Genomic DNA, 17,191 nt, shown 5'->3' with positions numbered 1-17,191 from the left:
GAGACCGCACATGGACGAGTCCGCTCCCGCGATCGGCGCCGTCCTGCCCCGGCCACGTCCGGTGTCCTGCCCGCCGTGGTGCACCGATGGCCCTCACGGCGACCTCGACCCGCCCGGCACCGCGCTGCACCGTAGCCCGCCTGCCACGGTGGCCGTGTACGACGAGGCTTGTGAACTGGTCGCCGCGCACGTACGGGCCGCGTTCTGGGACAAGGCACCGGAGTGGATCGGCACCGACCCGGCCGACCTGGAACGCCCCCACGTCGAGGTCGGCGCCCCCGCAGCAGGCGGCGATGTGCCGATGTATCTCACCCCCGGGCAAGCCCGCAGCTTCGCCGCCGCCCTCGTGCGCGCCGCCGACGCCGCCGACACCGAAGCCTTCTACCGCACACCGGTACCGCCCGGCGTCCCCTCGACCGCTGTGCCCGCCAGTGCGCCGTTACCGCAGGCTTGATGCCTCGGCACCGGTCGGCATGGATGGGTTGCGGGTGCCCGACCGTCAGGCACCCCTCCATGATCATCGGGAGGAACCGACATGGCATCACCCGCGCCCGCTGCCCGCACGATCGAGGTCGATGAGCAGGTCTACGACGTGCTCGCCCGCACCGCCCAGTCGAGGGACACCGACATCAACGGCGTTCTGAAATACCTGCTCGAAGCCCCCGCGGTCACCGCCGCATCCGTGCAGGGCGACGACGAGGAGTGAACTTACACGCGGGGCGTCGTCGGACGGGGACCGGCGGCGCCCCGTGGGCTTCGACTTCGGGCAACGCGTCCAGGCGGCGGCTCCCGTCGTTCAGGTGCCCGTCGCCACCCAATCGGGGCTGGTGGGAGTCGAGTGTCATCGGTCTCGCCGTCGTTGCTGGACACGTATGGTGGGAGCCCCACCAACGTTTCGATCCACCGGAGTTGCACTGTTGCGAACCGTCTTCGTGCTGGGTGCCGGTTTGTCGCTCGCGATCTCCGACAAGATGCCCTTGACCGACACGCTGGGCAACCTCGTGCGCGACCGCGTTCCCGCGGCGGCGGCACGATCCCCGCGCGGATTCAAAGGCGGCTATTTCGAGGCGTGGCTGTCTCGGCTCGCCGAACCGCAGCCCGACCTACTCGATCACGAAAACCAGAGCAATCACGGGCTGTTTCTGCACGTCACTGACAATATCCACACGATCGTCGCGCAGTGCCAATTGGAGGTGCTCGCCGGGCAACCGGACTGGTGGCTGCAACGCCTTGTCGGCCTGATGCACACCGGTCATTCCGACGTGATCACGTTTAACTACGACACGTTGATCGAGCACACCATTGAGTACCTGCATCCGGGGCAGTGGCCGGGCGGCGGCATCGCACGCGCGTTCAGGCTGGTGCGCGACGTCCCACCGTTCTACCGCTCGCCTGGCTTCATCCGGGCCAGCAGCGCGGATACGTTCCGACTGCTCAAGCTGCATGGCTCGTTGGACACGTACTGGGTGCCTGGTGACATCTCCGGCGCCACGATCCAACGCTGGGAGTTGCCGGGTAGCTGGGGCGACCCACAGGATGTCGACGAGGACCTCCGCCGGCAGGCTCTGCCCGGCCGGAGTCCGTTCATCGTGCCGCCTGCCGCCGCGAAGTCCGCCTTCTACAACAACCCCGTCACCCGCGAGCTGTGGCGCTCGGCCGCCGAGGCGTTGCGCGCGGCCGACCGGGTCGCCCTGATCGGCTACTCGCTGCCGCCCACCGACCTGGTCACCTCCGGCATGCTCATCGACGCTCTCAGCGGCTCCGACACCCTGGTCGACGTGGTCAATCCCTACCCTGACGGCATCGCGGACCGGCTCATCAACCTCGGCGTCCCGGATGGCAACGTCCGCCGGATCAGCGGCGCCGACCCGGTGGTCGACTACACCGACCTGCTCGAGGACGAAGCCGCTCGCACCATCACCACCCAGCTTGCAACGGCAGACCCGTCGCGGCTGCTGGTGGTCGCGACGTCGGCCAACCGGGCGGCCCGGGTCACTGGGCTGCGCCGCACGGGCGACACCGTGGCCCTGACCATCGAACCGGTCACGTCGCTGTGGACCACCACCCGCAAGCTGCCCCATCTCGCACAAGAGCAGGTCGCGACCGACATCTTGCTCGGGCACCTGGACGGCGGCAGCCGCATCACGGTCAACTACGCCGACGGCACCGGGGCAGCCATCATCGCGGTCGGTGAATGGCATACCGACACCGGCCTCGGCGACGGGCACTGGACCGTGCTGGTCCCCTCAGCAATGCCCACGCCCGAACCCTGACGACGCTGCGCCGTCACGGTCGGCGGGCCGTCCTGAAAGAACACGGCTCGACCCGCCGCAAGCGGCACAATCTTCCCCCTGCCGTGGCGGTAGTCTTGCGCCGACACCGAAGGAGCAACATGCCGCGCATCACCGAAGCGGGCAACGGCCCGCAGGGCCGCACGACCTCGGGTCGCTCGACCAACGAGTCAGAGCGCAGCCAAAAGCTGGACGGGGCCGGAGCGGCCTCCGTACCCCCGCCGGCCTCCAGCGCGCCGCCGCCCCCTCCGCCGCCATCGGGAGCGACGTCGAAGGACTGACCGTCAGATGGTCCCGTCCTCCCTGCTCGGGCTGATCCTGTTCGTCGTGCTGCTCGCCCCGGGCCTCGTGTTCGTCCTGCGCTACGAAAAGGCAGTGCCGTCCGGTCCCCGCTCGGCGTTCCGCGAGACATTACGGGTCGTGTTCGTCAGTGTCGTGAGCCTGACGGTGACCCTGGTGCTCGCCACGCTACTCCGGTGGATCATGCCGGGGCGCACGGTCAACGTCAGGGCGCTAATACGTGATCCTGTGCCGTTCGCTCGTGAGCATCACGTTCACCTCGCCTGGTGGGCCTTCGGGCTGCTTTTGTTCGCCACCGTGCTCGCCTGGGCCGCGGCCGACCCCCGCATCGTCCGCTGGTCCCAGAACGTCGAGTCGAAGGCGCCGGTGCGCTGGATCACCGGCAAGCAGCTCACTGACATCACCGAAGTCTCAACCTGGTGGCGGGCGTTCTCCGAACAGAAGAAGACCAGCGGTAAGACTGTCGTCGGTGTGCTGCAGGACAACGGATCCTACGTGCAGGGCACCCTGCTGTCGTGGAGCACCGGAACCGTTGACTACGACAAACGCGAGCTGATCCTGACCGTCCCGCTGACCTACATAACCGCCGACGGTGACACTCACGACTTGCAGGTACACATGATCGTGATCGCGGCGCGCAACATCGTTCGCCTCGACGTCACCCACCTGCTGCCCGACGCCACGCCGCAGCACCCCGCTCCGCCGCAGGTCGAGGCATCTGCATCGGGCGACGGCGCGTCACCGCAAGAGAACCTTTCTCAGCCGTGATGCGCCTTCCGATCCTGCGGGACACGATCCGCAAGCCGTATTGGATTCGGGCAACGAATGCGCGTTCCCCGGCTGTCGCGCCGCGGCTGTTCAACGAGGACGGCGTGCACATCGCTGAGCTCGCGCATATCGAGGCCGCCAAGCCAGGCCTGCTCCCAGCAGGTGCTGCGCTGGACGGGAGGCGTAGCGGGGCATCGCGGTACAGATGCCACCCTTGGGAGGGTGGCGCCCTACTTGTCGGTGGGCGCGATGTGGTCCAGTTCCGGATACCCTGTGACGCAGCCCCGGCCGTGCCGCGAAGACTGCCCGGCAGACTCTTTCGCGGAGTGGTCGATCGGTCGGTCCAACCAGTGCGAGGAGTTACATATGCCGCCGGTCAGTCGCCTGACATTGTCCTGGATCGGTAAGGACAAGGCGCTACTCGGCACGCCAGGGGGCGGTTATGAATGGGTAGAAAGAGACGATCCCCGAGTCGTGGAAGTGCGCCTGCTGCATGAAGCAAGCGCAAAGGGGTCTCTCGGCATGGTTGCCGCTGCGGATAATTTGCTGATCAACGGTGACTCACATGATGCGCTTCGCGCCTTGGCCTACACCCCGGAATACGCGGCCGAGTATCGCGGTAAAGTCCGGCAGGTTTATATCGATCCGCCGTTCAATACAGGGCAGGCTTTCGCTGACTATGACGACGCCCTAGAGCATTCGGTCTGGCTTACGATGATGCGTGATCGCCTCAAGGCCATCCATGAGCTGCTAGCTCCGAACGGCACCGTGTGGGTGCATCTTGACAGCACCGAGGTTCACCGTTGCCGCTGCTTGATGGACGACGAGTTCGGCCAGGACAATTACTTGGGGACGGTGGTGTGGCAACGCACGACGGCGAAGAGCCTGGCACGCCGGACCATGGGCACAATGCATGAACAGATCCTCGTGTACGGAGCTTCCGAATCAGCTGAGCTGTATCCGTTGTTTCGGCCCCTGGACGAGGATTACCAAGCGAGCCGCTTCTCGAACTCTGACAGCCGAGGTCAGTACGACACAGGCGATTTGACCGCCGGTAGCCACCGCCCGCACTTGGATAGTGGTCAACCATGGCGGGGGTTCGATCCGGGAACCAGACGCCGTTGCTGGGCCGTGCCGACCAACATCCTCTTGGAGCTCGGGCTCACCGCAACAGAGATCAATAGGCTCACGATGCGCGAAAAGCTCGACGCGCTGGACGAAGCAGGATTCATCCACTGGCCGAGCAAGGCCGACGGGTTCCCGCGGTACAAGAAGTACCTGCACCGCATCAAAGGGCGCGCTATCGGCGACCTGTGGACGGACGTCAACGTCATTAACTCCCAGGCGGGAGAACGAACCGGATTCTCGACACAGAAGCCCGAGGCATTGCTGAAACGCGTCTTTGAGATGGGTTCATCCCCTGGGGACATCGTCCTCGACTGTTTCGCCGGATCTGGCACCACCGCCGCCGTGGCACACAAGATGCAGCGCCGCTGGGTGACCATCGAGCGAGAGACCTCGACCGTCGAAGGGGTCATCGCTCCCCGGCTGGAGCGTGTGGTCAACGGCGACGATGCCGGCGGTGTCACCGAAGCCGTCGGCTGGGAGAAGGGCGGCGGCTTCCGAGTACTCACCGTCGGCGCCCCCATGTACGAGATGGTTGACGGACGGGTGTTCCTGGCGGAGTGGGCCACTGGGGAGGCTTTCGCAAGAGCGGTCTGTGCGCAACTTGGCTTCCTCGTGCAGGACGAGCCGCCGTTCGCCGGCCGAAAGGGTAAGTCACGCCTCGCGGTTGTCGACGGCGTCGCTGACACCGAGACGGTCCGGGCATTGGCCTCGCGCCTCGGCGATGGTGAGCGGGTCGTTATCGTGGCGAAGGCGTTCAGCCCCGATGCGGAGATACTCCTGCGGGATCTGAGCCCCGGATCGCGCCTTCGTAAGGCACCACGTGACCTGCTACAGCAGAGGGTTGTCCGATGACTTGGCTGACGCACGACTCCGGATTGATCGCTGAGATCTCGTCGCGGCTCGATCTTCGTACGCCCAACAGAGCTGCCGTCTCCAAGATCATCAGCCGCATCGCGGTCGACGACGACTACAGCGAGGTCGTATGCGACCTCGCCACCGGCGTCGGGAAGACCTACATCATGGTGGCGCTCATTGACTACCTGGCCGCTCAAGGCGTCCGCAACATCTTGGTGGTCACGCCGGGCAAAACCATCCAAGACAAGACCATTGCCAACTTCACTCCCGGCAACCCGAAGTACGTTCCGGGTGCGGACGTCAACCCGCTACTGATTACCGGGGAGAACTTCGCCCGCGGTCAGGTCGGTGATGCCCTGCATGAGCCGGACGTCGTGAAATTGTTCGTCTTCAACGTGCAGCAGTTGATTCGCCCGTCCGTCAAGGTGTCGCGCCGGGTACGGACGCTGGACGAGTTCATCGGCAGCGATTTGTACAGCCACCTCCAGAGCGCCGGCGACCTCGTGGTCATTGCCGATGAGCATCACGTCTACCGCTCACAAGCCGAGAAGTTTTCCTCAGCCGTGCGTGATCTTCACCCTCGGGCCCTGGTGGGTCTGACGGCGACACCCGATCCCGCCGACGACCCCAAGATCATCTACCGGTACAGCCTGGCGGAAGCCATCGCCGACGGGCTGGTCAAGATCCCGGTGATCGTGTACCGGCAAGACGGCCACAAAGACATCCAGACTCAGCTCGCCGACGCATGCCACCTGCTGCGCATCAAGGCCGCCGCGTATCGGGCATGGGCGGAGGGCGAGGGCGTAGCGCCGGTCAAACCGGTGCTGTTCGTCGTCTGCCAGACCGTCGAAGATGCCAAGGATGTCGCCAACCGCCTTGCAGCGGCCGAGATGATCGGCGACCCGAACGCCATCCTTGAGATCACCTCTCAGTCGTCGGACGAGGCGCTGGTGGCTCTCGCCAAAGTCGAGGAGCCGGATTCGCCGATCCAGGCGGTCGTCAGCGTCGACAAACTGAAGGAGGGCTGGGACGTCAAGAATATCGGCGTCATCATCGCGCTCCGGAAACTGGCCTCGCAGTCGCTCACCGAGCAGATCCTCGGACGCGGTCTGCGACTGCCGTATGGCCGACGCGTCGGCGTACCCATGATCGACCAGGTCGACCTCGTCGCACACGACTCGTACAAGAAGCTGCTCGACCAGAAAGACGCGCTGATCGAGCGAATCGTGCCGACCGGTGAATCGGCCACCACCGGGGAGCCCCTCAACGCCGCTGCCGAGCGGCAAGCGGTCACACAGGCCGCCGCAGGGGTCACTGAGCATGCGGAGCAGGGAACCCTCCGGCTCGTCACACCGGCGCGCGTCTTGGACGGCGAACTCGTCGACGGCACGGCCGGTCTCATCCTCCAGGAGTTCGGCGCCGCTGCGGAGCAGGGCGAACGTGACGTCCGCTACCGCGTCCTTCAGCGCGTGCCGGGAGCACCTCAGATCCCGTTTCCGCGCCGCGAGCAGGAAGTCCTGCCGGTCCAGTTCTCGCTGTCGCTGGTGTCGGACGCCGACGCACGTGCGGCGGGGGCAGGCTTCGCCGCAGAGATCGAAATCCCGCTCGTGCGGGAAGCCCTGAACGTGCACCGCACCGTCGAAGGCGGGGTGAGCGTGCGCCGAGAGGCTCAGCAATCCGCAACGGCGACCCAGCAGTGGGTTCCGCTGAGCCAGGTGCAAAGCGATCTGGAGTCGCGCATTCTCGGCCTTGGCCTGGTAGCCGAGACGATCCCCGAGTGGAACGCCAACAGGCGAGTAGTGGCAGCCTTCCTCGCTGGTGCCGGCGCCACCGGAGACGACCAGGTGCAGTGGGGCGCCGAACGCGCTCACCAGGCACTACAGGGCATTGACGCCCTGATTCGTCAGAAGTACAACACCCGGAGACTGCAACCCCGGTACGTCTTCCGGACGGTCACCCTCCCTGCCGAGCCGCGTCCGATGCCCACCGACGTCCTCGACCGCTACGACAACTTCGAGCGGGGGCGCTGGTACTCGGGATGGACGAAGTCCATGCTTCCGGTGGCATCGTTCGATGCCAAAACAACCGAGTACCGGCTCGCGAACATCATGGACAGCAGCCCCAAGATCGACTGGTGGTTGAGGCTGCGGCTTGACGACAACGCGTACGTCGAGCTCGACACCGGGGGCAAGTACTACCCCGACTTCGTCGCCGTTGACGTCGACGGCGTTCATTGGCTCATCGAAGGCAAGTCTGACGACAACGCGCAGCGTCAAGACGTCCAGGCCAAGAAGGCTGCAGCCGAGGAATGGGCGCGGTTCGTCAACGACGACGGACGATTCGGCACCTGGCGATACCTGTTCTGCACGGAGACCGCCATCAAGAACTCTCGCGGGGGCTGGGACGGGCTCCTCGTTGCTGCTGGCGGCGCGGCCGGTAACTGATCTGCGGTTGACCGCATCGGTCACGCCTGCGGCAACAGGCTTTCTCGAGTCACTCCGGCGTGCCGCGGACGCTACGAGGTCACGGGCTTGCACACGGAACCGAGTCCGTGCCGGGGCCGTCGTTGGGCTCTGCGGCGGTCAGCAGTCGCTGCGCGGTGCGCTGTGGCACGCCGAGGCGGCGGGCCAGCTCGACGCCAAGGCCGCGCCGGTCCCGGCCGGCGGCGTCCGCCTCGACCAGCAGGTCGACGGCGACCTGCAGGCGAGGGTCATCAGCGTACGGGTGTGGTTTGTGCGCGCCAGTCGTGCCCGGTGTGCGCCCGGTGGACTGGCGGCCGGTGCGGGCATCCGCGATGGCCCACACCGTGCGCCGGTACCAGCGGCGCCGCAGCCTGCCGTCGGACAGGATCTCGACGTCGTCCGGGTGGTCGCGTAGCTCGTCGGGCAGGTTGCGATACGAGCCGTACCGCAGGATCTTCGCCGCCTCGCCGGAGCCGACGAGTTCGTGGGGGTCGCCGCTGCGGTCGACGCGGGTCAACACGGCGAGTTTCGCCGTGCGGTGCGCGGCATGGAAGGCGTCGACCTCGTCCTGCCAGAACCACTCGCCGCCCGTGTCGTCGGTGAAGGCACCAGGAAAGCCGGTGCGCTCGCGGTTCCGATGCCAGTGGTTAACCGTCGAACGGGAGGCGCCGGTGTGTGCGGCCACGCCCGCCCGGTCGAGGGCCACCCGGATGCCGAAGGTACGTCGAGCCACGCCGGTCATCCTCCCTCGTCCTGTCGCCGCGTGAGTCCTGGTGGTCCGAACTCTGTTCGCAGACGCCCGATGGTGCCGCGTCCCCGGTTACCATCGGCGCACGCCCGCTCCGGGAAGATACGGCCTTTGGTACGCCGTGGGTGGCCTGGAGCTTGGGCGAGGTGGCCGGTCGGGGTTGCGCTCGCCCCCCGCGCGGGGGCGTGCCCGCCCGGCCGCCGTTGAGACTCGGGGCGGCGGTGAACCTGACTGATTTCGCAGGTTCACCGGCCGCCAATTCCGAGGACATCCAATCGCCGTTGAACGTCAGCTCTCGAACGGCAGGGCTTCACCGGTCGCGGACGAAGTGGAATCGTGCGGCGTCCACAGTCCGAGGGGATGCTGCGGGGTGATGCGTCCTCGGCCGGGCCGCAGGGTGGCCAGGACGGTGCCGTAGTTGCCGTGCAGCCGCCCGCGCACAGCGGCAAGGCGTTTGCCTCGTGTGTATTTGCTGGGCAGGGCGTCGGTGACTCGGCTGATCAAGGCGTAGAGATCCCGGTTCTCGATCAGCGTGGCGCACCCGTCGCACGCGCTCCAGCGTTCGCCCCAGATATGCACCGGCCCGGAGGTGGTTTCGACGCTGCGGGTCCGAGCGGCATGATGTCGGCGCTGATAGTCACCGGCGCCGATGGTTCTCGCCGTGACGATCCTCATCTCGGATTCTTGGTCAGCGCACACGTAGATCCAATCGGCGTCCGGGCGGGAACAGAAGTCGCACTCGATGATCGGGCTCTCGACCTCGGTGACCGGGGCCGGCTGAGCCGTGTGCTCGACGGTGCCCCCGCGGACCTCGGCCGGGTGCAGGAACGTGACGACTCCGTTGGAGGTTTGGCTGCGGTGCAATGCTCGGCGGCAGACGCGGCAGTGAAACGGCACCTCGTCCGGTGACGGAGACGTCCAGGCGAGGCCGGTCATCGCGGACCCTCCCTTTCGGAATCGGCGCGCAGGATGTTCCAGGCCAGCGAGGTCATCACTGTCAGGGGCAGCCCGGCGATCTTCGCCTTGGTCTTCGGGGTGGCGGCGTTGTAGACGGTCAGGATGGCGTGCGCGGTGGTGGCGTCCACGACCACGCCGCTGATCTTGCGGGTATGTCCGTTTCGGGCGTCCCGCAGCATGTCGATCACGTTCGGGTCACCGGTGGTGGCGTCGTCCGGGATGGTCTCGATCTCGGCGGCGTTGGGACAGTCGGGACAGGTCACCAGGTGCGGCTCGTCGGAGATGCGAGTGCGCGGTCCGTCGTCGGCTCCACAGACGGCTCCCTGGTGTCGCGTGGAGCGGCCATGGGTCCAGTGGGCGGTCACGAGGTCGCCTGCTCGGGGTCGGCCGGCGCGTCGAGGGTGGCGGGGTCGAGGGTGGCGGGGTCGAGGGTGATCCCGAGGCGTGTCTTCACGGTGCCGTGGATGGCCAGCAGGAGGCCGATGATGTCGGTGTTGATCTGTTCGTCGTAGTCGTGGGCGATGCGGCAGGCGTCGCGCAGTGACCGGCACGCGTCGGTGAAGGCCGCGACGAGGGCGGCGTGATCGTCGGTGCGGGTGCACGCGACGATTTCGGCCGGGGTGTAGGTGCAGTTCTCGCCGGTCGGGAAGCTCAGGCGAAGGTCGCGGATGTGGGTGGTGTGCGGAGTCGAGTAGGTGATGTCGGTGATCGTGGCGAGGCGGTACTCGACCGGGTCGCGGGGCTGGCGTACCCGGGCAGTGTCGTTCAGGTCCATCGGAGTCTCCATTGGCGAGTTCGGCTCGAGGTGGCGGGGCCTGCGGGCCGAGACCGCCGGGACGCGGAGCCGGTGGCGACGGTCTCGGCCCTTGCCGGTCAGGCGGCGGGGGCGGCAGCCGGGATCAGGGTGTCGAGGTTGCCGCCGAGGTAGGTGTTCGCGGTGGCGCTGAGGGCGTCGAAGATCTCGCCGAGCTTGGTGTGCAGCACGTCGTGTTGTTCAGCGGTGGTGATGGCGTGGTGCAGGATCGTGCGCACGGCGGCCAGGTCGGTGAGCACGATGCCGCGCTCGTCCGCCCACAGGTGCACGGTCAGCTCGTCGCGCCAGAACCACTCGTTGACGCCGCCGCGAAACTCGACGCGGTACCGGTCGCCGTCAGTGATACGCGACTGCCTAAAGATGTCGATCACGACGCCGGGATGGCTGTGCGCGGGCTCAAGGGAGTGCCGGGTGGACACCACGTCGCGCAAGGTCGGCGCAGCCGGGGCGGGCGCAGGGTCGGTGCTGGTCATCGCAGGCTCCTTCGCCGCTATCGGGTGGGGCGGTCGTGTTCGCCGAGCCCATTGACCTCGAACGCGATGACGCGGTCGGGAGTCTCGCTGGTGTCGGCGTGCAGGTAGAAGTCGTGTTCGCGGCGGCGGGCGCCGATGGAGACGCCGTGCAGGTCGAGCACGATGTAGTCGCTGCGGTCTCCGTCGCCCGGCTGACCGGGGTAGACCCGCAAATGCATGTTTCGCAGAACGTCAGCGATGACCGGATCGAGGTCACCGATCAGCGTCAACACGGCGAGCAGGCGCGAACCGGCGAGGGCGTGCTGCCCGTCGCTCATGCCGTCGGGCCGTGCGGTGAGGTCCGGGTTGTTGGTCATGACTCGGTGCCCTTCGTGCTGGGGCCGGCCGCGGTCGAGTCGTGGCCGAGGTCACCGGTGGGAAAAGGCGAAAGGATCGGGGTGAGGGTGCCGCCGGTGTCTCGGTCGGCGAGGGCGGCGCAGGCGATCAACGCGGCTCCGGCGGCGATGGCCTGCCCGGGGGTGTAGCGCACCCGCACGCTGCGCGTGGCGTCCGGCACGACGCCGCGCGCCTCCACCACGCCCTTCTGCCACGTGCACACGGGCAGCCGCTCGTCCGCGATGGCGCGCACGGTGGTGCGGGTCAGCCCGTCGTAGGCGGTCATGAGCTGCGCGTGGGAGGTGGTGGAGGCGAGTTCGTACTCCGCGATCTTCGTCATGAAGAAGCCGTCGTTGTCGTCGACGAGGCATTCCAGCAGGGCGCGGCGGCGTTCGGCGCCCGCGCGGGCGGTGGCGTAGGCGTGTACGAGGGTGATCAGGTCTTCCACAGCGAATCCTTCGAGTCGAGGGGTTGCGGTGCGGGCCGCGCGACCGGGTCTGGCCGCGCGGCGGGGCCCACCGGGCTAGCGAAGGTGCGCGGGGGCGGGCGGGCCGGGCACGACAGGCGGTATCGGAGAAGTGCCGACGGCCGGACCTTCGGCGACCGGCTTCAGTTCGGTGTCGGCTTTGACGCCGATGCGGTCGAGGGCGACGGCTCCGCAGACAGTCAGCCGGCCGCCGAGGTTGAGCGCCTCGGTCCCGGTGAAGACCACCGCGACGGGCCGCGAGGCGGCGTCTGTCGCGCGGAGTTCGACCCTGCCGCCCGGCAGCGGCCGGACCGGCATGAACTCCTCGATGGTGGCCTTCGCGGGAAGGGCCGCCCGGACCGCTCGTTCCACCTCGCGGTACCGGTGCGCGCCGATCTCGTCCCATTGCTTTTGGTTGGCCTGTTGCACGCCCTGCTCGTCGTAGTCGGTCTCGTACGAGGCGGCTACACGATGCGCAGTGCTGTTCTGGTACGCCTCTACCAGGTGGCCGATGAGGTTCATCAGCTCGTCGGATGTCATGGCGGGTACCTCCGTCGGCGCAAGGCCGGATCGAGATTGAACAGGTGAAGTCGCAGGCAGGCCCGGGGCGGCCGGTCGCAACCGCGCCGGTGCGGGTGCCGGGCCGCCGCCGATCGGGCCGGGCGGGCGGCGTGAGCCGGACGGGCTCGGCGGTCGGACGGCAGCCGGGCCGCGTGCGGGACGCCGGGCGGTGATGTCCGCCGGTGCGAGGGCCGGGGCCGCCGTGCGCCACCAGCGGCGGCGGTGGCGGCCCCGGTGCCGCTGGCCCATCAGACAGCCAGCAGATCGAACGCGCGGGCCTTCAACTCCGCGCCCGCACCGGTCAGCGCCCGCGTCGCCCGGACCGCGTCGGTCTTGGCAGGGGCGAAGTGGTCGACGTACTCAATGATGGCCTGGAACCCCGCCCACCGGGTGCCCTTGATCGCCTTCTGCGTGTCCGCGTCCCGGATCAGGTACCGCAACGTGCTCGTCCGCTGCTTCGCGTTGTTCTTCGCCATGTCGGAGGCGTCATCCTCCACCGGCCACGCCTGGGCGACGATCTTCTCGAACTCGCCCATGGTCAACGCCTCGTTCAGCATCTTCTCGGCCTCGGACTGCCAGTCCCCGAAGTGCTTGAACACCAGACCCAGCGCCTCGCGCGCCTCACTGATCTGCGCGTGCACATTGGAGGTGTGCCGGAAGGTGTAGGAGCCCTGCGAACGGGCGTAGGCCATGCGTTGGGTGTTCGCGCACACGATCCGCACCGGCGTCGCATCCAAGCGCAGCGAGGCGGTCCCGTCGTGCGAGGTGGTGGCGGCCAGGTAGAGATCCATCCGGTCGACTCCGGCGATCTCCATCGCGTTCGGCAGCTTCATCGTGACGAAGACGCTCTTGCCTTTACGCATCGAGCCGGCCGTCTCGAAGTGCGCCCCGGACTCGTCGACCAGGAGGTTGAGCATCTCGGCGACCTGCTCGTTTTGCACGGTGGCGTAGTCGTCGCCGACCACGCCGAGATACTCGGTCACCTTGGTCTGCGGGTTGGTCCGCACGGTCATGAACTTGTCGGGGCAGTCGACCTTCGTGACCCCGGCGTCGGTGACCTCCATGCCATACAGCGGGATCTTGCGGACCTCCCAGCCGCCGAGCCACGCCTTGCTCATGATCTCCTCGGCGGTCATGCAGTCGTCGGTGATCTGCCCGAGCTGGTGCCAGGCCGACAGGCGGGCGGAGGCGAAGGCGGTCTGACCGTTCGCGAGGGTTTCGAGTTCGTGTGCCATGACGGGTGTTCCTCTCGTTTGGTACGTCGGGTGGGTAGCGCCGCCGGGGTTGCGTCCCGGCGACGCCGTCACAAGCAATGTTTCCTACCTCCACGGGCCGATCAAGGCGATCGTCCCGAGTCGATGGAGGTTTCTGTCGCCAATCTGGCCGCGCGAAATCGGCGGGGTCACCGGGTTTCCGGGTGGCGGGTCAGCTGCCCGTCCGGGCCGTACCGGTAGGCGTCCACGGTGCGGAACGGGGCCGGTAGGTACACGGTGAACCCGTGCGTAGGCAGGAACATCGACCGGTAGGACCGGGTGATACCCAGGGTCCATCCGTCGGGTTTGTCGCCGTGCGCCCCGGGCGGCATGACACCGGCGCTCGGCCGGTCAGCGCGGGCACGCCGGTGCCGGGCAACGGCGATGTGCGGGCACAACGTCAGAGCTGCGCGAAGGCACTCGGGGTGTCCGGGCGGGTCGGTATAGCGCAACAGCTCAGCCGCGCGAGGCGTGCCGAGAAACGCCACCCAATACTCCATCGACTCGCCGCACAGCGAGCACCGGCGGCCGGCCGCGAGCTGACTCGATGTCGAGGTGTTGATGGTCGTGAAGTCGACGTGCGTGCCGGTGCCGCCCTCCGGGTCGGGGTGCACGTTGACCGGTGGGATCGGCAGGCCGCGCCGCGCGTCGCGGGGACGCGCGGCCAGCGACGCGGGCATGTCGCCGGACGGGGCGACGTGCGGGCCGGTCATGACGTCGGCCCGGTGGCGTCGTGCCGGGCATCGGTGATGACGAGTTCCGGGTGCTCCGCGCGCAGGATGGCCCGAGCGGTGTCCCATTGCGCCGGGGTCATCACGGAGGCGATGGTGTCTAGGTTGGCGGCCTGCATGACTGTGCGCTGGATTCCGGCGGCGTCGGGGTTGTCGAACACCGCGACCATGTCGCCTCCGGCGACGACGTACACGCGGTCCTCGCCGGTGACCCCCGGCGGCACGGTCAGCCGGGCCGTGCGGCGGTGTTCTGCCAGCCATCGGCCGATCACCTCGTCCGGGTCGCCGTCGATGAGGTCGGTGTCGTAACCCTCGCCGTCGAGCCACGCCAGATGATCGGCGCTTGTCCAATCGGGATGGGTGAGCCAGCTTTGGCGGACGGCCTGCCACGTGGTGAGCCGGGCCGGTGCGCCGACCGGTTCGGCCGGTTGCGCGCCGTGCGGGCCGTACACCGGGCACAACGGCGTCCCGTCGAGGTGCGACGCACCGGGACGCGCGGCGAACCCGGCGAGGGGCCAGTCACGCGGGGGAACGGGCCGGGCCGCCGCGCGGCATTCGGGACAGCGCAACGAGCCGGGCTCGTCGGGGCGGTCGTGGCCGTTGTCGTGATCGTGCGGTGGGGTGGTCATCGTTCTGCCTTCCGTCAGGGGGTGGGCGTGCCGGTGCCGGGGCCGGGCGTGGTGCCCGGCCCCGGCAGGGGTGGTGTCAGGCCGCGATGGCTGCGGCGGGGGCCTCGTCGGTGGCCGGGGTGCCGGTCTCGTCGTCACCGGTCGCGGTGGCGTCATCGGCGGTGGCCTCGGCGGCGGCGTCCGTGGTGGTCGCGTCGTCCGTGGTGTCGGCGGTGCCCGCGTCCGTGCCGGTGGTGCCCGCGTCGGTGCCGGGGGTGGGCTCGTCGGCCGAGGTGTCGGCGGTGCCCGCGTCGGTGCCGGTAGCGGGCTCGCCGTCGGTCAACGGCCGGGTCATGTACGTCCGGACATCGGCGGTCGGGGCGGGGGCGGTCTCGGCCAGCGCGTACCGCACGGGGGCCTCGCTGGTCATCACCAGCACACCGCGACCGGTCAGCTTGCTCATGGCGTTGCCGCACGCGCCCGAGCTACGCCCACCCAGCTCCCGCCCCACCGTGACCGGGCTGACGTCGTGGCCGGTGCCCAGGTCGCGCATGAACGCCTCCACCATGCGCTCCAACTCACCCTTACCCAGCTTCGCCGACCCATCGGTGTTGACCTCACCGGTGCTGCGGCCGGTGCTGGTGGCGGGTGCGCGCCGCGCGGAGGGACGGCGGATCTTGCGGGTGTGCCCGCACGTCGGGCACGTGGTGTGCGTCGGCGCGTTCGCCGGGTCCACCTTCGCCAGATCGGCGTCCGCGACCGGCACCCACAACTCAGTACCATCGGGCTCGGTGGGCAGCCGACGCGCGGCCCCGCTAACCTCCATCGCGGCGAGGATCGTGTCACCCATCGCCACCGACAGGCCGCTCTCGTTGATCGCCGCATCGGCCGTGATGCCCTCCGGGTGCCCACCCAGCACACCGGCCATGATCAGCACCTTCAAGTCCGGCTGACGCGGGCCGACCGGCGCACCGGACACCGGAGCAACCGCCCCCGCGTCCGCCGGGCTGGCGTCCGCCGGGGTCTCGTCCGCCGGGCTGGCGTCCGCCGGGGTGACGTCCGCCGGGCTGGCGTCCGCCGGGCTGGCGTCGGCCGGGGTCTCGTCGGCCGGGCTGGCGTCCGCCGGGCTGGCGTCCGCCGGGGTCTCGTCGGCCGGGGCAGCGTCGGCCGGGCTGGCGTCCGCCGGGCTGGCGTCGGTCGGTGTGACGGGGTGCCAGATGTCGGCGCTCTTGCGGTTGCCGTTGGCGGGGCCGGGGGTGCGGGTGGCGGTGCCGTCGGCCTCCATCGCGGTGAGGGTTTTCGCCACGGTGGAGGCGCTGACGCCGGAGGCGTCGGCCAGTGCGCGGGTGGTGATGCCGTCGGGGTGGGCGGTCAGGGTCGCGGCGACGGTGAGGGCGGCGGGCGTGGTGGGCGCAGTCATGGCAGTAATACCTCCGTGAATAGGGATGGCAATAGCGTTCCGCGTTAATGCGGCGCGCTTATCCGGTGGTGTTCCGGCGGGGCGCTTGTTGTTGCCCACGTCCATGGACCCTCTGCACGCATTGTTTGTCAACCCGCATTTTCATGACTCTTTACGGCGGGTGGCCGGGGTCGTGTTTTGCCTCGTGTCGCGGGGTGCCGCGCCGGGCGCATGGGGCCCGTTAGCGCGGTTGTATTGCCCGCTCGGCGCGTTATGGCGTGCGCCGGCGTTACCGGGTAGGGATTGCGCGCCACGCGCGCATATGGCGTTGTGGTGGCTCGCTGCCATTCGGGCCAGACACGGGCGGCGTGTCCGGCCCGGCGGCCGGACACGCCTCCTGCTGACGGGATTTCAATGCGCGCCTGTCGTTGCTCGGAAACGTCGTGAAGTCAAGTCGACGTATTGAGCTCAATGTCACTTCATTGGCCGGCGTCACGAGCGCTCGATTCCTCAGATATGTCAAGTGCCACCTCGGCGCGATACGACTATTTGCCGCTATGCGAAATGAAGCATTAGAGGGGCGCGCCGTGCTCGATCATGAACGGCACGGGATTTATCGCATTGGTGCTTGACGCCGGGTTACTAGTGTGGATCTCGAAATGCAGGTGCGGGCCGGACGAGTTGCCGGAGGTCCCGACGAATCCGATCGGGGTACCGGGTGCGACTGTTTGGCCGACTCGCACCGAGGGTTGCCGGACCATGTGGCAGTAGCGCGACACGATGTCGCCAGCGTGCCGGATCTCGGCATACCACCCGCACCCACCGAGCCCGGGGTACCCGTCGCGGTCGCACGGCATAGGAGAGCTGAACGGGCCGTCCCACGAGTTGCCAGCGATGTTGCATCGGACCCTCACGACGACACCGCCGGACGCGGCATGGATCACGGTGCCCCGTGCGGCCATGATGTCGACCCCGTCGTGACCGGGACGGTCGGCGGTACGG

Annotated in this window: 19 protein-coding genes; 6 read left to right on the top strand and 13 right to left on the bottom strand. The window is 68.3% G+C overall.

Features of this window, described 5'->3' with window-relative positions; translation table 11 throughout:
* The first annotated feature begins 10 nt into the window (after nucleotides 1-10).
* From QSK31_RS18805 to QSK31_RS18780, 6 genes are all read left to right on the top strand, one after another.
* A complete protein-coding gene (locus tag QSK31_RS18805) occupies nucleotides 11-454 on the top strand; it encodes a DUF6907 domain-containing protein (protein ID WP_285685435.1) in 444 nt (147 codons plus the stop codon).
* Nucleotides 455-535: 81 nt separating this feature from the next.
* Entirely contained in the window at nucleotides 536-706 is a 171-nt protein-coding gene (locus tag QSK31_RS18800; RefSeq protein ID WP_285685434.1) for a hypothetical protein, read from the top strand.
* Nucleotides 707-917: 211 nt separating this feature from the next.
* Nucleotides 918-2,273, top strand: coding sequence for a hypothetical protein (locus QSK31_RS18795; protein WP_285685433.1), 1,356 nt, complete (start codon nucleotides 918-920; stop codon nucleotides 2,271-2,273).
* A gap of 306 nt (nucleotides 2,274-2,579) precedes the next feature.
* Nucleotides 2,580-3,359: a DUF6338 family protein gene (locus QSK31_RS18790; RefSeq protein ID WP_285685432.1), complete on the top strand. Its 780-nt coding sequence runs from the start codon at nucleotides 2,580-2,582 to the stop codon at nucleotides 3,357-3,359.
* 366 nt (nucleotides 3,360-3,725) lie between these two features.
* On the top strand, nucleotides 3,726-5,339 hold the full coding sequence (locus QSK31_RS18785; RefSeq protein WP_285685431.1) for a site-specific DNA-methyltransferase: 1,614 nt from the start codon (nucleotides 3,726-3,728) through the stop codon (nucleotides 5,337-5,339).
* Nucleotides 5,336-7,786: a DEAD/DEAH box helicase gene (locus QSK31_RS18780; protein ID WP_285685430.1), complete on the top strand. Its 2,451-nt coding sequence runs from the start codon at nucleotides 5,336-5,338 to the stop codon at nucleotides 7,784-7,786. Before QSK31_RS18785 ends, QSK31_RS18780 begins: the two co-directional genes overlap by 4 nt.
* Nucleotides 7,787-7,865: 79 nt before the next feature.
* Here the strand turns inward: QSK31_RS18780 and QSK31_RS18775 are convergent, their stop codons facing one another.
* From QSK31_RS18775 to QSK31_RS18715, 13 genes are all read right to left on the bottom strand, one after another.
* Nucleotides 7,866-8,546 carry a hypothetical protein gene (locus QSK31_RS18775; RefSeq protein WP_285685429.1) on the bottom strand — a complete coding sequence of 227 codons (681 nt, stop codon included), beginning with the start codon at nucleotides 8,544-8,546 and terminating at the stop codon, nucleotides 7,866-7,868.
* 294 nt (nucleotides 8,547-8,840) lie between these two features.
* Nucleotides 8,841-9,227 carry a hypothetical protein gene (locus QSK31_RS18770; protein WP_285685428.1) on the bottom strand — a complete coding sequence of 129 codons (387 nt, stop codon included), beginning with the start codon at nucleotides 9,225-9,227 and terminating at the stop codon, nucleotides 8,841-8,843.
* A gap of 257 nt (nucleotides 9,228-9,484) precedes the next feature.
* On the bottom strand, nucleotides 9,485-9,874 hold the full coding sequence (locus QSK31_RS18765; RefSeq protein ID WP_285685427.1) for a hypothetical protein: 390 nt from the start codon (nucleotides 9,872-9,874) through the stop codon (nucleotides 9,485-9,487).
* Nucleotides 9,871-10,284, bottom strand: a complete 414-nt coding sequence (locus QSK31_RS18760; RefSeq protein ID WP_285685426.1) for a hypothetical protein — start codon at nucleotides 10,282-10,284, stop codon at nucleotides 9,871-9,873. The genes QSK31_RS18765 and QSK31_RS18760 overlap by 4 nt, the downstream gene beginning before the upstream one ends.
* 98 nt (nucleotides 10,285-10,382) lie before the next feature.
* On the bottom strand, nucleotides 10,383-10,796 hold the full coding sequence (locus tag QSK31_RS18755) for a hypothetical protein (RefSeq protein WP_285685425.1): 414 nt from the start codon (nucleotides 10,794-10,796) through the stop codon (nucleotides 10,383-10,385).
* Between the two features lie 17 nt (nucleotides 10,797-10,813).
* Nucleotides 10,814-11,152, bottom strand: coding sequence for a hypothetical protein (locus QSK31_RS18750; RefSeq protein ID WP_285685424.1), 339 nt, complete (start codon nucleotides 11,150-11,152; stop codon nucleotides 10,814-10,816).
* Nucleotides 11,149-11,619 carry a hypothetical protein gene (locus tag QSK31_RS18745; RefSeq protein WP_285685423.1) on the bottom strand — a complete coding sequence of 157 codons (471 nt, stop codon included), beginning with the start codon at nucleotides 11,617-11,619 and terminating at the stop codon, nucleotides 11,149-11,151. Before QSK31_RS18745 ends, QSK31_RS18750 begins: the two co-directional genes overlap by 4 nt.
* A gap of 75 nt (nucleotides 11,620-11,694) precedes the next feature.
* On the bottom strand, nucleotides 11,695-12,177 hold the full coding sequence (locus QSK31_RS18740) for a hypothetical protein (RefSeq protein ID WP_285685422.1): 483 nt from the start codon (nucleotides 12,175-12,177) through the stop codon (nucleotides 11,695-11,697).
* 269 nt (nucleotides 12,178-12,446) lie between these two features.
* On the bottom strand, nucleotides 12,447-13,433 hold the full coding sequence (locus tag QSK31_RS18735) for a DUF932 domain-containing protein (RefSeq protein WP_285685421.1): 987 nt from the start codon (nucleotides 13,431-13,433) through the stop codon (nucleotides 12,447-12,449).
* A gap of 167 nt (nucleotides 13,434-13,600) precedes the next feature.
* Nucleotides 13,601-14,164 (bottom strand): hypothetical protein, encoded by a 564-nt coding sequence (locus QSK31_RS18730; RefSeq protein ID WP_285685420.1) that lies wholly within the window; start codon nucleotides 14,162-14,164, stop codon nucleotides 13,601-13,603.
* Complete coding sequence (locus QSK31_RS18725) at nucleotides 14,161-14,811, bottom strand: hypothetical protein (RefSeq protein ID WP_285685419.1); 651 nt, start codon at nucleotides 14,809-14,811, stop codon at nucleotides 14,161-14,163. The genes QSK31_RS18730 and QSK31_RS18725 overlap by 4 nt, the downstream gene beginning before the upstream one ends.
* A gap of 76 nt (nucleotides 14,812-14,887) precedes the next feature.
* Entirely contained in the window at nucleotides 14,888-16,210 is a 1,323-nt protein-coding gene (locus QSK31_RS18720) for a MarR family transcriptional regulator (protein WP_285685418.1), read from the bottom strand.
* A gap of 551 nt (nucleotides 16,211-16,761) precedes the next feature.
* Nucleotides 16,762-17,191, bottom strand: a 430-nt coding sequence (locus tag QSK31_RS18715; protein WP_285685417.1) for a M23 family metallopeptidase, incomplete at its 5' end; no start/stop codon positions are given.

This window comes from Actinoplanes sp. NBRC 103695, from assembly GCF_030269485.1.
GTDB lineage: Bacteria > Actinomycetota > Actinomycetes > Mycobacteriales > Micromonosporaceae > Actinoplanes.
This window is presented reverse-complemented; position numbering and strand designations above follow the sequence as displayed.

Excerpts from the sequence above, each read along its gene's own strand:
- QSK31_RS18780 (WP_285685430.1), top strand. The coding sequence starts at position 5,336 with ATGACTTGGCTGACGCACGACTCCGGATTGATCGCTGAGATCTCGTCG.
- QSK31_RS18785 (WP_285685431.1), top strand. The coding sequence starts at position 3,726 with ATGCCGCCGGTCAGTCGCCTGACATTGTCCTGGATCGGTAAGGACAAG.
- QSK31_RS18750 (WP_285685424.1), bottom strand. The coding sequence starts at position 11,152 with ATGACCAACAACCCGGACCTCACCGCACGGCCCGACGGCATGAGCGAC.
- QSK31_RS18790 (WP_285685432.1), top strand. The coding sequence starts at position 2,580 with ATGGTCCCGTCCTCCCTGCTCGGGCTGATCCTGTTCGTCGTGCTGCTC.
- QSK31_RS18760 (WP_285685426.1), bottom strand. The coding sequence starts at position 10,284 with ATGGACCTGAACGACACTGCCCGGGTACGCCAGCCCCGCGACCCGGTC.
- QSK31_RS18735 (WP_285685421.1), bottom strand. The coding sequence starts at position 13,433 with ATGGCACACGAACTCGAAACCCTCGCGAACGGTCAGACCGCCTTCGCC.
- QSK31_RS18805 (WP_285685435.1), top strand. The coding sequence starts at position 11 with ATGGACGAGTCCGCTCCCGCGATCGGCGCCGTCCTGCCCCGGCCACGT.
- QSK31_RS18725 (WP_285685419.1), bottom strand. The coding sequence starts at position 14,811 with ATGACCACCCCACCGCACGATCACGACAACGGCCACGACCGCCCCGAC.
- QSK31_RS18720 (WP_285685418.1), bottom strand. The coding sequence starts at position 16,210 with ATGACTGCGCCCACCACGCCCGCCGCCCTCACCGTCGCCGCGACCCTG.
- QSK31_RS18775 (WP_285685429.1), bottom strand. The coding sequence starts at position 8,546 with ATGACCGGCGTGGCTCGACGTACCTTCGGCATCCGGGTGGCCCTCGAC.
- QSK31_RS18730 (WP_285685420.1), bottom strand. The coding sequence starts at position 14,164 with ATGACCGGCCCGCACGTCGCCCCGTCCGGCGACATGCCCGCGTCGCTG.
- QSK31_RS18740 (WP_285685422.1), bottom strand. The coding sequence starts at position 12,177 with ATGACATCCGACGAGCTGATGAACCTCATCGGCCACCTGGTAGAGGCG.
- QSK31_RS18770 (WP_285685428.1), bottom strand. The coding sequence starts at position 9,227 with ATGAGGATCGTCACGGCGAGAACCATCGGCGCCGGTGACTATCAGCGC.
- QSK31_RS18800 (WP_285685434.1), top strand. The coding sequence starts at position 536 with ATGGCATCACCCGCGCCCGCTGCCCGCACGATCGAGGTCGATGAGCAG.
- QSK31_RS18755 (WP_285685425.1), bottom strand. The coding sequence starts at position 10,796 with ATGACCAGCACCGACCCTGCGCCCGCCCCGGCTGCGCCGACCTTGCGC.